Origin of the sequence: Asticcacaulis solisilvae (assembly GCF_052327315.1) — a bacterium.
Lineage (GTDB): Bacteria > Pseudomonadota > Alphaproteobacteria > Caulobacterales > Caulobacteraceae > Asticcacaulis > Asticcacaulis solisilvae_B.
Genome location: NZ_CP166196.1, coordinates 1,613,795 through 1,627,571 on the forward strand (window position 1 = coordinate 1,613,795; position 13,777 = coordinate 1,627,571).

General features: G+C 60.1%; 17 protein-coding genes. 10 read left to right on the forward strand and 7 right to left on the reverse strand.

All coding sequences use genetic code 11. From position 1 onward, the window contains the following. The first annotated feature begins 11 nt into the window (after positions 1–11). The 6 genes from AB8717_RS07370 (at position 12) to AB8717_RS07395 (ending at position 3,541) form a co-directional block, all read left to right on the forward strand. Positions 12–341, forward strand: a complete 330-nt coding sequence (locus AB8717_RS07370) for a hypothetical protein (RefSeq protein WP_443750380.1) — start codon at positions 12–14, stop codon at positions 339–341. A 14-nt stretch (positions 342–355) separates the two neighbouring features. Beyond that, positions 356–865, forward strand: coding sequence for a glycoside hydrolase family protein (locus tag AB8717_RS07375; RefSeq protein WP_443750381.1), 510 nt, complete (start codon positions 356–358; stop codon positions 863–865). Next, positions 862–1,251, forward strand: coding sequence for a hypothetical protein (locus AB8717_RS07380; RefSeq protein ID WP_443750382.1), 390 nt, complete (start codon positions 862–864; stop codon positions 1,249–1,251). The genes AB8717_RS07375 and AB8717_RS07380 overlap by 4 nt, the downstream gene beginning before the upstream one ends. Continuing rightward, complete coding sequence (lysC, locus tag AB8717_RS07385; RefSeq protein WP_443750383.1) at positions 1,166–1,375, forward strand: Rz1-like lysis system protein LysC; 210 nt, start codon at positions 1,166–1,168, stop codon at positions 1,373–1,375. Before AB8717_RS07380 ends, lysC begins: the two co-directional genes overlap by 86 nt. Before the next feature lie 486 nt (positions 1,376–1,861). Beyond that, on the forward strand, positions 1,862–2,308 hold the full coding sequence (locus tag AB8717_RS07390; protein WP_443750384.1) for a hypothetical protein: 447 nt from the start codon (positions 1,862–1,864) through the stop codon (positions 2,306–2,308). 336 nt (positions 2,309–2,644) lie between these two features. Continuing rightward, positions 2,645–3,541, forward strand: coding sequence for a trypsin-like peptidase domain-containing protein (locus AB8717_RS07395; RefSeq protein ID WP_443750385.1), 897 nt, complete (start codon positions 2,645–2,647; stop codon positions 3,539–3,541). A gap of 5 nt (positions 3,542–3,546) precedes the next feature. Here the strand turns inward: AB8717_RS07395 and AB8717_RS07400 are convergent, their stop codons facing one another. The 7 genes from AB8717_RS07400 to AB8717_RS07430 all read right to left on the reverse strand — a co-directional run bounded on the left by AB8717_RS07400 (position 3,547) and on the right by AB8717_RS07430 (position 8,271). Then, entirely contained in the window at positions 3,547–4,224 is a 678-nt protein-coding gene (locus AB8717_RS07400) for a phage virion morphogenesis protein (protein ID WP_443750386.1), read from the reverse strand. Position 4,225: 1 nt separating this feature from the next. Beyond that, positions 4,226–4,729 carry a phage tail protein gene (locus AB8717_RS07405; protein WP_443750387.1) on the reverse strand — a complete coding sequence of 168 codons (504 nt, stop codon included), beginning with the start codon at positions 4,727–4,729 and terminating at the stop codon, positions 4,226–4,228. Between the two features lie 3 nt (positions 4,730–4,732). Further along, entirely contained in the window at positions 4,733–4,957 is a 225-nt protein-coding gene (locus AB8717_RS07410; protein WP_443750388.1) for a tail protein X, read from the reverse strand. Further along, positions 4,957–5,433, reverse strand: a complete 477-nt coding sequence (locus AB8717_RS07415; RefSeq protein WP_443750389.1) for a head completion/stabilization protein — start codon at positions 5,431–5,433, stop codon at positions 4,957–4,959. Before AB8717_RS07415 ends, AB8717_RS07410 begins: the two co-directional genes overlap by 1 nt. Positions 5,434–5,533: 100 nt before the next feature. Next, a complete protein-coding gene (gpM, locus tag AB8717_RS07420) occupies positions 5,534–6,307 on the reverse strand; it encodes a phage terminase small subunit (RefSeq protein ID WP_443750390.1) in 774 nt (257 codons plus the stop codon). Positions 6,308–6,375: 68 nt separating this feature from the next. After that, positions 6,376–7,383, reverse strand: a complete 1,008-nt coding sequence (locus tag AB8717_RS07425) for a phage major capsid protein, P2 family (protein WP_443750391.1) — start codon at positions 7,381–7,383, stop codon at positions 6,376–6,378. Between the two features lie 39 nt (positions 7,384–7,422). Then, positions 7,423–8,271 (reverse strand): GPO family capsid scaffolding protein, encoded by an 849-nt coding sequence (locus AB8717_RS07430; protein WP_443750392.1) that lies wholly within the window; start codon positions 8,269–8,271, stop codon positions 7,423–7,425. Between the two features lie 171 nt (positions 8,272–8,442). Between AB8717_RS07430 and AB8717_RS07435 the strand changes: the two genes are divergently transcribed. The 4 genes from AB8717_RS07435 (at position 8,443) to AB8717_RS07450 (ending at position 13,774) form a co-directional block, all read left to right on the forward strand. Beyond that, positions 8,443–10,230, forward strand: a complete 1,788-nt coding sequence (locus AB8717_RS07435) for a terminase large subunit domain-containing protein (RefSeq protein WP_443750393.1) — start codon at positions 8,443–8,445, stop codon at positions 10,228–10,230. Further along, on the forward strand, positions 10,227–11,252 hold the full coding sequence (locus tag AB8717_RS07440) for a phage portal protein (protein WP_443750394.1): 1,026 nt from the start codon (positions 10,227–10,229) through the stop codon (positions 11,250–11,252). Before AB8717_RS07435 ends, AB8717_RS07440 begins: the two co-directional genes overlap by 4 nt. An 87-nt stretch (positions 11,253–11,339) precedes the next feature. Then, on the forward strand, positions 11,340–12,137 hold the full coding sequence (locus AB8717_RS07445; protein WP_443750395.1) for a DNA adenine methylase: 798 nt from the start codon (positions 11,340–11,342) through the stop codon (positions 12,135–12,137). A gap of 1,061 nt (positions 12,138–13,198) precedes the next feature. Continuing rightward, the gene (locus AB8717_RS07450; protein WP_443750396.1) at positions 13,199–13,774 is read left to right on the forward strand and encodes an ImmA/IrrE family metallo-endopeptidase; all 576 of its coding nucleotides are present in this window, start codon (positions 13,199–13,201) and stop codon (positions 13,772–13,774) included. Positions 13,775–13,777: the final 3 nt, after the last annotated feature.

Sequence of the window (13,777 nt, forward strand, 5' to 3'; positions counted from 1 at the left end):
GGAAATGACACATGACTGACTTTCAATATCCCGAGTTCCAGCCCGTCGATGATGCCGCGCACACCGGCGGTGACTTCCTGGTCGTGACTGCGGACGGCCACGTCATGACGGCCTTCTACGACAAAATGCTCGGCTGGACCGACAATGCCCGCGGCACTTTATGGGGCTTCGATGTCGTCGGCTATCTCCCGCTGCCTTCGGTCGACCAGGACCAGCTGCAGAAGATGAACGACCGGATCGTCGTCTTTGAAGGCCCGGTCGAGCCCGAGCCTTCCGAGGAGCAAGCCGAAGGCGAAGAGGCCGTCGAGCTGAACCCAACCATCGATCAAGACCAGGAATAGGATCAGGAGGTTCCATGGCACTGCGTGACAGACTCGACCGCGAAGAGGGCAACGTCCTCACCGCATATCCAGATCCGCTATCTGCGCTGGCGAAGGCCTGCCGAGCCGCCGGCATCAATCCCGTTCTCAACTATCGCCAGCTCGCTAACTGGCGAAATTACGACGGCGCACCGTGGACTATCGGTCGCGGGCATACCGGCGCCGACGTGCATGAAGGTCTGACCTGGACGCAGTCACTATCCGACGCTGCCCTTGACAAGGATATCGCCGACGCCCGCGCGGATCTCGGCAAGCAATTGCCCTGGACGCGCCAGCTCGACGGCGTGCGCCGCGACGTGCTGGTCGATATGGCCTTCAACATGGGCATCGGTAAGCTGTTGGGTTTCAAGGAGACCCTCCGCCTTGTCGAGGCCGGCCGTTACACGGACGCCGCTGGCGAGATGCTGCGCTCGGCGTGGGCCAACCAGGTCGGCGCCCGCGCCGTTACGTTGTCGCGGATCATGCGTACGGGGCACGACGAATGAAGTTCGGCGACGAAATTCTAAGTCATCTGGCGGCGCTCATGGCCGGCATCATGGTCGGGTGCACCATCATGGCCCTTTGGGGCCAGATCAAACCGCTCAAGGCCGAGGTCAAGGAAGCGCACGCCCAAACCGCACAGGTCACCGCGTCGGCATCGAGCGCATCGAGCGCCGAGGCCGGCCTTCAGCACAACCAGGACGCCGGCCGCAGGGCCGCAAACGAGGCACATCATGCGATCGATACCGCACCGACGCCGGCAGGCGCGAATTGCGACTACAGCTCTGTCATTGGCGCTTGGCGCGATGGTGTTGACAGCCTGCGCGAGCCGGCCGACGCCGACGGCCCCGCTGTTCATACCGCCGATCGCCCTGCAGGCGTGCAAAACTGACGATCCTGCCGGCGTGAAAACGGTGCAGGATCTGGCGAACTTCTCGATCGAGCAGCAGCGCGTCATTAAGGAATGTGAGGCGAAGCGCCAAGCGCTCGTCAATTTAATCATAGGCGCCCGCTAACGCGTAATTCCCGACTCATGTTAACTAATTTTGATGGTCGGAATAAAACTTGGGCCGCGCCGGGCCCAGAATTGCTGGCGGTGCGAAGTTCACAATGACGGGTCGAGCGCGTTTTGCCACCGCTGTAAAGCCGTTCTCGAAGGCGAAAGTTGGGAAAAACAACGACGGTCCAGTTGCATATATTGCGATACCGTCGCAAGGCTCACTGAAGAGCATATATTCGGCGACTGGATATTTCGAAAATATAGAAGGCCTGGGATAACCAGCGGCCACCTTCTTTTGCGTCCGAACATAGTCCAGTATGAGACACCGCAAAAATTTGAACAGGTGGAGCAACGCACTAGGGAGACGTACGGCGAGGTTGTCTATAATGTGTGCAGAACATGCAATAATAACTGGATGTCTCAACTACACGTCAAAGCGGCCCCTATTGTGTCTGAGTTAGCTGAGGGCCAATGGAGAGCGCTGACAGATACGGATTGCCAGGTGCTCGCGCGCTGGGCGGCCATGGTTGCTATCAACCTTCAATGCCGGGCTAAACTGCTAATGGCATTTCCTATTGAGCGCCTGACTATCATGGACGGGAAACTGCCGGACGGGTGGCAAATTTCGGTGGGGGCCATGTATGACAACAAGTTGGGCGGAGACTCTTTCACAAGAGGCGTGGCGCTTCCAATTCAATTGGAGGAAGATGTTGCGATCCCAATGGTTAGTTGTTTGTTCGTCGTGGAGAAAATTTGCTTCCATGTGTTGTCAACAATTGCCGCGCCCTTGTTGGAAATGGGAATAATGTTCACGTCTGGAATGAGCGATGGAGTTCCGGGATTCCGACAGTTGTGGCGCAGGAATACGACATCCGATGCCCCGCCCGATACGTACTGGGATGGCAAATCTCTTGTGCAGCTGCAGAACCTAATGACCGGAAAGTGGTGACAGTTAGCCTTTTTCGGGACGTACCAACTGGTGTGCTAGCGTTCCTGCGGGCAACGGCCTGAACAGAGCGGCATGGGGGCGTTAGGAACGCCCCTTACGAACCCAGCTACGAGGTGTTCTTGATTTGGAAAGAGGAGATGATCACCAAGTGGGCCGACAACGAAAGAGCTGACGGCCTGGCCAAGTTGACAGCAGAGCGCGACGCGCTAATGGCAGCATGGAGCAAGGCGCACCACAGGGAAGCCGTGTAGGCGTCTCGACGTCGATACGATCTTGAAATGACCGGCACATTACCCAACATAGGGCGTTCAAAGATGTCGGGCAGGGATAGCCAAGATGGAAAACATAGCGTTCAAAGCAGACCGTCTCGGCGGAAAAGACGTTGTTTTGACGCCTGGTCTTCAGGTCACTCATTGCACCACAAAGATTGAAACCTTTGCCGGCGGGAAGCCGCTTTCCACAGCCACGGGCTTTTGGTTTCGTTTCGTTGACGATCTCGGCGGGACTCATTGCCTGGTAACTAACAAACATGTCGTCGCCAACGCTGAAACGATGGTGGTGGCACTTCATCTTAAAAATTCAGATGGAAGCCCATCGAAAGAGGTAGTGGAAATTGAATTCGATATCGACAGCGTTGCCGAGCACCCAGATGATAAGGTGGACTTGTGCGCTGTGAGCGCGATGCCGTTGATTGAGGAAATCCATAAACTCGGGCGCTCGCCCTTCATTACGACGTGTACGATGGCGGATTTGCCGTCCAGGGAACAATGGATCCATTACGACGCGATCGAAGATATCGTGATGGTCGGTTACCCCAAGGGCCATGGGGACCAGGTGAATAGGTTACCATTGGTCCGACGTGGCATAACGTCGACTGCGCTCGCTATTAATTTCGACGGCAAGCCTGAATTCGTTGTTGATATGGCGTGTTTCCCCGGTTCATCCGGTTCGCCCATCTTCCTTTATAACGCCAACGGGTACTACGACTACCAACAGGCAAAGTTCGTCGGCACCCCTAGGGTGAAACTGGTCGGGGTGTTGTGGGGAGGCCCCCCAACCTGGGAGAAGGCCATCGAAATTACGGGCGCGCAATCGGAAATTTACTCAAAATCTCCTTTGCACCTCGGCTTCGCCATTCGAGCAACGGAGCTGATGGCTCTGGATGGCGTCATCAGGAAGCTAGTCCTGGCACAAGCCCCTGGAACGGCGGCCGACACAGTGGACGTTCAGTAGCGGTATTACACCTGCATATGCCGCAGCACCAGGTCGAGGATATCTTCGCGGTCCTGGTTGGTGACGCCGAGCAGCTCGCGCTGCGCATACTGAACGGTCGGGCCACGCCTCGACGTGCGGTCCTTGCCGCCTTCCTGGTGGATTCGCGCGATGCCGGCAACCTTGCCGAGGAAGCCCACCCACAGGCCATAGTCGTCAACGCCTGATTTCAGGTAGCGGCCGGTGCGCAGCTTCCGGAACATGGCCTTTTGCTTGATGGTCAGCCGGTTGCGAATATTGCCGCCGCTGGCCTTGTTATCTTCCGCCGGCGACACGCCGAGAAACTTGATGATTTTTTTGGTCTCAAACGAACGGATGCCGCCAGCCTCGACGTCGAAGCCGGTCATCAGCGGGCCGTCATAGGACCAAGACTTCATGAAGACGATGCGCGGGGGACCATTGCCGCCGGACGGATATAGGAAGCGCCTGGCACCATTGCCGCCGCGGGGCTCGCCGCGCTTTTTCCGCGGGGCGAAGGCGGCGCCGTCCGGATTCTGCTGTTTGGCGATGCGCGCGGCCTGACCGGCTTTCAGCTCGCGGGCGATCTTTCGCAGGATGTCGCGCCTGCCGGCGTCATCGATGGCGGCAAGGAGCCTGCCGGCCTCTGTTTCCAGCTGCTCGAGCGCCTTGAAGTCCTGGGACACGTCAGGCCTCCGGTGCCTGATAGATCAGCTCGTTGTCGGGCGTATAGACGGCGGAGATCTTCGTGCCGGCGGGCACGTTCTCGACCAGGTCAAAGCCGATCGCCGGCGGCTCCGCGCGATGCGTAAGCCGGAAGGAGCCGTCCGGTTGCTTCGCGACGTCCACGGCCTCGGTCAGCTTGATCTGCAGCTCGAGGTCGACCGTCTTTTCATCGAGCAGATCCACGTCGAAGGTGACAGCCTGGTCGCCGTTGTCGAAGTTCTGCAGCGCGACCTTTTCGTTGTCCGTCAGCCATACCAGGACCGGCAGGAATATCTGATCTGGATGGCCGGTGAAGCCGAGGATCTGGACATGCAGCGTGTAGCGGTACTCGTAGTTGAAGCGGTCTGGCGACCAGCGCGCCGCCGTGCTGCCGCCCTTGACGTACATCTGCAGCTTTTCAGGGTTGCGTTTCAGTTCGGGCGCCCTGGCGACCAGAAACGCGCGCAGGCTGTCGGGTTTTTCCACGGATCACTCCCAAAGTTTGACAATGGTCGACACGGCGACAGGCGCCGCCGTGATGACCGGCAGCGTTATGACCAGACCTTCGGTAAGAACCGGGCCGAGATCCGCGATGCCAGGATTGAGCTCAAGCACCTGCTCGACAACGCCTGATCCAGCCTCAAGCACGCGCCAAACCAGGGCGTCGAGCGTTTCACCCTGCACAGCGGTCGCGGTGAAGGTGGTAGCCGCCATCAGATCAGCTCTACGGTCGATCGGCCGACGCCGAGGATATCGCGGATGGCATGCAGTGCGTTGCGCCTGTGGTCGCCAACAGACGGCCCCATGGCTTCGGACTGGCCGGCGCCCGCGGCCGTCGCGGTGATGTCCTGGTGGGTCTCGGAAAGGTCGGCCGTCGCGTAGGAATAGACGGCGCGGCGCCACCGAAACGTCAGGCGCGTCTCGGCGCCGATCGGCGGCGACGGCACGGTCGCCAGTGTGTCGTAGCCTGCGGCCTCCTGTGTGGCGCGCCAGTCGGCCAGATCCTCTTGCACGTCGGCTATGGCGACCTGCAGGGCTTCCGTCAGCCGGGCGTCGGGGATGGTCGACGCGCCGATCCGCATCGTGTCGCGGAAATGGTTGAGGTCCACGGCTGGCCAGAATTCCTCGCCGAGGACCATTGTGCCGTCTGGCGATGCGGGTTCGGGCGGGATGGAGATAAAGCCAGTCATATGCACCTCGGTCAGATAGTTCAGGGGGGTGAGGATCAAGGTCAGGGGCGGAGATCAATCCATCTGACCAATCACCGCCCCCCTGGCGCCGTGGGGCGGCTTATTCCGTCAGCTGTTCAGCCGGCGGATTCTTGCGGAGCGCCATGCGCAGGCGCTCGATCTCTTTCTTGACGCCGGCTTGCGGGTTAAGCCGCAGCGCCGTGGTCAGCATTTCCAGTGCAGCGGAGCGCGCGTGTTGGGCGCCGCCGGCGGGACCGTCCGCATCGGCTTCGGTTGCCTCGGCCCTGCGGATCAGCTGCAGGCCGATAGCCTTGCGCAGCTTCGACTGCACGATGTCGTTGACGTCGTAGGGCTGCACCAGCGTCAGGGCGCGGCCGAGAATGTCGAGATCGAAGTCTTCATCGACCGAGGTCGCTTTCAGGCCGGCCTCGGCGATTTCTTCGGCGATCAGCGTTTGCGCATTGCGGTTGAAGCGGTCGGGCAGAACCAGGCCGTGTGTCAGGACGTGCTCAGCCATCTGCAGCGCGCGGTCGTAATAGGCCACATCGATGTGCCAAATCATGAGGGTGACGAAAACTTCGTCCTGGACGGCCTTTCCCGTCTCGGCCGTCGTGTCGAGCACCGCGTCAATGTGCGGCTGATAGGCCTCGATCATTTCGCGCTTGGCTTCGACCTTGCGCTCGGTCGACGCGATGTCGGACAGGCGGCGGCGATCGGCGCCGAGCTGGGCCATCAGCAGGTTGTAGGCGGTGGCTTCCGGGCCTTCTTCAGGCCGAGCCGGAGCGATGGTTTCCAGTCCGGCAGCGGCGCCGGCGGCGACAATTGCGGCGGCTGCGGCGGTTCGCATCAGGTGGCGTTGTGCTGGGCTAAGCATACAGATCTCCGTTAAAAAAAAGGGCGGGACAAAGCCCGCCCCTCGGCTCGCTGGGGTTATTCTAAGCGTTACGCCGCCGGCTCGATGTTCTCGGCCATGGCTGCGTAATCGACGTCTTCGATGACGTAGGAGTCGTTGTCCGACTGGTAGTTTTCGATCTGGTCGCGCTTCGGGTTGTCGATGATCGCTCGACGGCTCTTGCCCGTCTGGCGGTAGATCGACAGGTTGTCGTAGCGGGTGATGAGAACTTTGCCATTCGGGAAGAACGGCACCACGGCCGCCGGAAGACCGCCGAGGCGCTTGGTCGACAGAATGACATCGCGCGCGACCTGTTCGGTCGGATCCAGATCCTGATTGACGATCGGGAAATATTTATCGTGCAGCAGATCCTGACCGACGACCGCCACCAGGCCGGTGTCTTCACGTGCCCAGGTCGGCAGCAGCGTCTGGCGAAGATCCCAGACCAAGGCGTCGAGATTGGCATAGTCGCCGCCGGTGCCATAGGTGACGTGGTTGGCCACCGCGCCGCCGGTCATAACCTGGCTGGCCTTTTCCGTGCGCAGCTTTTGCAGCCAGCCGACGTTGACGTCTTCGAGGTTGGTGTTCACGCCAGGATTGGTCGTTGCCGCCGCCGAGGTGCCGTTCCAGCCGATGCGGATCATATCGAGCGCAATCGCACGAATGATCATGTTCTGAATGCGGACTTGGAAGTCGGGGAACTTGGCCCACATGTCCAGCTTCGCATATTTCAGAACGGTGTCGTAATCGGTCTTTTTGCACTCGTAGTCGCGCTCGTCGAGGCTCGACGGGTCGCGGCCGACACGGTCGGCGTTCGTGGTGTCGGTGCGGCGGGCGAGCGTGCCGGTGACCATCAGGCCAAGGATGGCGCCCTTGAGTTCATCGACCGGCACGATGTTGATCAGCTTCAGGAAGTCGCTCGACTCCTGCACCTTGTTGATCAACTTTTGCTGTACGGACGGGTCGACCGTGAATTTTTCGGTTGCGTCCTCAACACCGTTCAGCAGCGCGATCTGGGCCGCATATTGGTTGAAGAGGATACGGGTATCGTTGCGCATAGGTGGCTCCGGGCGTGAGGGCGGCGTTTCAGGGTGGTGTTAGCACTCCGCGCGGATTTGGCCGTTTCCGCCGGTGGCGGGAGGGCGCGCGGTGTACGAATTGGACGGGGTGGACTCGACCTTCGTCTTGAAAGCCGCGAGATCCGCGGCGACTTGACCGATCGTTTCCTTGTGCGCTTTGTTGCCGGCCTCGATCGCCGCGGACATCAGTTGCATGCCCTGCGTGATCTGGGTGGCGAAGGCCGAGAATTCGGCCGGCACGGCGCCCGTGGGGGCCGGAGGCGTGACGGCGGGTGCCGGCGTGGCGGGCGGCGTGTTCGCGGCCTTGAGCAATCCGCTGAAGAAATCGCCCATCGCCTTGAACGCACCATCAGATGCGGTCTGAGACACCGGCGCAGCCTCGAGCTCGAGCTTCAATTCGTCCGGCGTGGAGACGAGGTTGCCATAGGCCTTGGCATGCGCCGTGAACTGCAGGCGCTCGGTACCGAGCGAGGCGGGCGAATCCGTCACGGCCAGGCCGACGAGATAGGCCTCATTCGTGCCGGAGAAGTTGGGGAGCAACTCGACCGAGCTGTAGAGCTTCTGGCCGTCCTTGTTCAGCGCGACCAGATCGTCGTGGGCGTCGATCTGGGCAAACAGGCCGACACGTTGTTCGGGCTTGCCGGCGACATCGATGGTCACCGGTTCGGCCTTGAGTGCCAGGACGTCGCCGACCGCCTTGAACGGCGCTTGGCCGGTGGCGCCGCGGATGTGCTCGATATTGGCGCGGGCGGCATAGGTGTCCGGATTGTAGTTCTTCGCGGCCTGTTGCAGCTGCGCGGGGTCGATAGTGCGGCCATCGATCGTCGGGCCGGACACGGCGACGCGGATGAACTTGGACTTGGCCATTTGGGCGGGTCTCCTGCCAGAGAAACGGATCTGTCAAAGCCATAAGAGGCCGGTTCCGCCGACCGATTTGCAACGCGGGCCGCTTCGTAAATCCGATCTGACAAGGGCGCCGTCTCACGCGCGCGCGTAGTCGGGCCGTATCGTCTGGGCATGACGTTGCGAATTGAAGACATGCCAGCGCCTTTCGATCCCGAAAGGATTGCCCGCACCTTGTATTGGTGCGGCTGGCGCGTGCAGCAGATCTCCGACGTTCTGGAAATCGCCCGGTCGACGGTTCAGAGCTGGAAGGACCGTCAGAAATGGGACGAGGATTCGCCCCTCACGCAGGCCGAGATGACGACGGCCATGCGCTACAACATGCTGGTCATGAAGGACCAGAAGACCGGCCAGGACTTCAAGGAGATCGACCTTCTCGGACGCCAGATGGCCCAGATGGCGCGCATTCGCCGCTATGACGCGCCGGGCGGGCATGAAGGCGACCTCAACGAAAAGGTCGGCAACCGCAACGCAGGGCCGAAAAAGCAGAAGTCGCCGCCGAACCTGATCAGCAAGGAGTCGATCGACAAGCTGAAGGCGGCGCTTGAGCGCGGCATGTACGTCTTTCAGGAGACGTGGTGGAATGCGCAGTCCGAGCGCATCCGCATGCTGCTCAAGTCTCGCCAGATCGGCGCGACCTACCATTTTGCGCACGAGCGCCTGTTGCGCGCTCTGGAGACCGGCAACAACCAGATCTTCATTTCGGCCAGCCGCAACCAGGCGAACATCTTCCGCCAATACATCATCGAGTGGGTCCAGAAGGAGACCGGGATCAAGCTGAAAGGCGATCCCCTGGTGATCGAGCGCGGCGAGGACGAGGACGGCCAGGCGCTTGAGCCGGTGACGCTGTATTTTCTCGGCACCAACTACCGGACGGCGCAAGGCTACCACGGCGATGTCATCATCGATGAGTGCTTCTGGATCTACGGTTTCGAGCAGCTCTACAAAGTGGCCTCGGCCATGGCGACACAGAAGCGCTACACGATTACGCTGTTTTCAACGCCATCGAGCATCACCCACGAGGCTTATAACCTTTGGTCGGGCGAGCGCTTCAACAAGCGCCGGCAGAAGGCAGATCGGGTCAAGATCGACATCAGCCACAAGGCCCTGAAGCGTGGGGTCCGATGCGCGGACAATATCTGGCGCCAGATCGTCACGCTCGATGACGCGGTTGCTTCCGGCTATGACCTGATCGATGCCGAAAGCCTGCAGCTGGAATACGGCGTCAGCGAGTTCGAGAACCTGTTCCGCTGCATGTTCATCGATGACAGCGAGTCGGCGTTCCCGATGCAGCTGATCCACCCGGCCATGATCGACACCTGGGAGGTGTGGCGCGATTTCGAACCGTACAACGCGCGCCCGTACGGCGACGGCGAAGTGTGGCTCGGCTACGATCCGAACGAAGGCGGCGGCGATGATGCCGGCCTGGTCGCCGTCGCGCCCCCGAACGGGCCGAAAGGCAAGTTCCGGGTGCTGGAAAAGAAAAAGCTGACCGGCCTCGACTTCGAAGCGCAAAACCGCGTCATCAAAGAATGGGCGCGGCGCTATCGCGTGACCGAGATCTCGATCGACGGGACCGGCACCGGCGCCGCCGTCTACCAGCTGGTGAGCAAGTGGTTCCCGACCGCGCGCCGGATCGACTATTCGCCCATGGTCAAGACGCTGATGGTGCAAAAGGCGCAGAACGTCTTCCGCAACCGCCGCATCGAGTTTGATGCCGGCTGGACGGATCTGGCGATGGCCCTAATGTCGATCCATCCCCAGCTAACGGCCGGACAAAAGCAGATGACCTATGTGGCGCGTCGATCGGCCGAGACCGGCCACGGCGATCTCGCCTGGGCACTTCTGCACGTCCTCTATTGCGAACCTTTGGAAACCGCCGACGGCGGCAGCAAGAAATCCACCCTGGAGATCATGGGATGACCGACGACGAACTCGATCCCGGCGCTCGCGCCGGCGTGCGCTCTTTCAGCTTTGGCGATGCCGAGGGCGTGCTCAACAGGCGCGACGTGCTCGACTATGTCGAGGCGTATTCGAACAGCCGATGGTACGAGCCGCCGATCCCACGCCGTGCCCTGGCGCGCGTGCTCAATGTTTCCGGTCACCATCGTTCGGCGATCAGCGTCAAGCGCAACCTGCTGGTCAAGACGTTCATCCCGTCGACGCTGCTCGATCGGTCGAATTTCGCGAAGTGGGTGCTCGACTTCCTGGTCATGGGCGACGGCTACCTCGAGCGCGTAGATAACCTGGTCGGCCGACCGCTGCGCCTCGAACATAGTCTCGCGCTCTACACACGCCGTGGGCTGCAGCCTGGGCAGTTTTTCTTTCTGGAGCACGAGAACCGCTACGACCCGCATGAATTCCAACCTGGCAGCGTGTTCCAGCTGATGGAGCATGATGTCAGTCAGGAGATCTACGGCGTGCCGGAATACATCTCGGCCCTGCAGAGCGCGTTCCTCAACGAGGCGTCGACACTGTTCCGCCGCCGCTATTACATCAACGGCGCCCACGCCGGGTTCGTGTTCTATGTATCGGAGTCGACCATGGACAACAAGGACGTCGACGCGATCCGCGAAAGCCTGCGCCAGGCCAAGGGCGTCGGGAACTTCAAAAACCTGTTCCTGCACGTTCCGAACGGCAAGAAAGACGGCGTCCAGATTATTCCGATCAGCGAAGTGGCGGCAAAAGACGAATTCCTCGGCATCAAAAACACGACGCGCGACGACATTCTTGCCGCGCACCGCGTGCCTCCCCAGCTGCTCGGCGTTGTGCCGGCGAATGCCGGCGGATTCGGCGATGTCGAGAAGGCGGCGGCGATCTTTTTCCGCAACGAGATCGAGGCCCTGCAGATGCGCACGCTTGAGCTCAATGACTGGTTAGGCATCGAGGTCGTGAAATACGCGCCTTACGACGTCGCAACGGCGTCCCCAGCTCCCGCGGCTTAAGCCCGGCAGGTGTCCCTCTGCCAGGCCGTCACCTGTTCCGCTTTGCAATGGAACAATAAGTGAACGAGCTTAAGGAGCGCAAGCACCATGAATACCCTATCCACAGTCGCGCCGGCGAAGCCGGTGGCGGCATATATCGGCGGCAAAAAGAACCTGGCTAAGCGCCTGGTCGAGCGCATCAATTCCGTGCCGCATGACGCCTATGCCGAGGCTTTTGTCGGCATGGGCGGCGTGTTCCTGCGCCGCGATCGGCGGCCGAAGGCCGAGGTCATCAACGACATCAGCGAGGACGTGACGACCTTCTTCCGGATCCTGCAGCACCACTACGTTGCGTTCCTGGACATGCTGCGCTTTCAGATCAGCTCGCGCGCCAACTTCGAGCGACTGGCGGCGACCGATCCGTCGACGCTTACGGATCTGCACCGGGCGGCGCGCTTCCTCTACCTTCAGCGCCTGGCCTTCGGCGGCAAGGTCAGCGGCCGGCATTTCGGCGCGGATCCGGGCAGGCCTGCGCGCTTCGACGTGACCAAGCTGCAGCCAATGCTGGAAGCCCTCCACGAGCGCCTGGCCTCTGTGACGATCGAGCGTCTGCCGTGGCAGGAGTTCATTCGCCGTTATGACCGCCCAGGTGCGCTGTTCTACCTCGATCCGCCTTACTACGGATGCGAGGACGACTACGGCAAGGAGGTGTTCAGCCGCGACCAGTTCGAAGAGATAGCCGAGCGCCTGGCCCAGCTGCACGGCCGGTTCATCCTAAGCCTCAACGACCGACCAGAGGTGCGGCAGATCTTCGCGGCCTTCCAGCTCGAGGAAGTAGGCGTCACCTATACAGTCGGCGGCGGTGCCAAGAGCAAAGCCGCCGGCGAGCTGATCATCAGCAACTAACGGGGCATCGCGCCTAAGCCTCACAGAAGGCCGTACAGCGCCTCGGCTGGCCAGTGGTCCGCCGGGGCGCGTGCACGTCAGGCCTGCCCTGTACGGCCGGCAGCGGGGCACGACGGGCAAGGGGGCGCCAAGGGACAGGGCATCGGTACGCCGCCCCCACGGCGCGCGCTCGTCCCCACACCTCGCCCGCCCGCTACTCATATCGCTTTTGATGCAGCCGGGCTTTCCGACGCAAGCCAAACGGCAAAAGGCTTTGCTGGCCGCAGGTAAAAGCCCAGCCGTGACGCATTTTGACGCAGGAAATGACGGTTTTTCGCCAACGCGGAAGGTCGGAATTAAGCAAAATCGAATTGTCGATCGCAAGCAAGTTGGTGGGTCGTATCGGGAAACGCCTTACCTTTCTTATATGAACGCACCATTCCGAAATGGCGTCGAAAAAAGCGACTAATGTTCAATGGCTTGCGACTTCGCCACAGGTAAGGCTAACGTTCACACCCCGCCTTACCTTTTGTGGCGGAAAAACTTACGTCACTGAATTTATTACGAAAAATAATTAGAATATGTAAGTTTTAAATCATCTCACATGGTAAGGCGGATGTAAGGATTTTGTGAGGCATTTTTTCCAATAAAAACAGTGAGGTAAGGAAGGTAAGGAAATCCCCGCGTACTCCCTTCCATTTTCACATGTTTCCATTACGGGTAAGACATTGCCCGGCCCGTTGAGATCGGCTTGCTTCGTAAGTTGCAACAGTCCGCGCAATTCTTTGATCGGGCTAGGGAAATGCCATTTGCCGGTGGGCGCTGGGCTGCCGTTGTCATCGATAGCCGACTCAGCTAGCGTCGTGTCGTCATTGCGATACCCATAAGGAAGCGAAAAAGGCGTTTACTGACTTCACCAGGGCCCGCGTGTGTAAAACCTTGATCAGCCTAGGGTTAAATCTTGTGTCAATGGTTGATTTTTGTCTTAAAGACTGGTTAAGGCGTTGCGTTTAGAATCGTGATAGTTTATGGACGCTGGCCCGCTTAGCTCGGTCTGGTTGGTTGCGCGCACGGAAAACGATATGACGGCTAACATCGCCGACCACCTACTGGAGTCAAATCCTATATTTAACGGTAGCGGCAGCCCAAAGCCGGCTGAGCCATGCGGCTTATCGCGTGAGGCGATCGAGCAGTTGGCCGAGGCTGTGGCGCAATCAGTTTCATATGAACCAGCTATGGCTTTGGACGAGGTCGTGGATGCGTTTGGTGGTGATCTCCAGATTACCGATCCGGTGAACCTTTTGCAGACTGGTTCCATCGTCGTGCGGAACGAAGGTGATTTCACGATTACCATTCCGACCTTCACATCCATTCTCCGGGACCGATTTACGATCGGCCACGAGATCGGGCACTACGTCCTTCATTATCTTTTGCCAAAGCAGACGGACGCTGATTTTCCACCTATGTTTGCGTCGAGATACGGATCCAACAGGGCCGAGTGGGAGGCAAATTGGTTTGCCTCAGCATTCCTTATGCCTTCAGAGCGTGTACGTTCGCAATGGGGAGGGTCACAATCGGTGGCCGATCTCGCCGAAACGTTCAACGTGTCGACTGCAGCAGCCCGGCTGCGCGCGGCTCGTTTAGAACTGCTTTCATAAGAT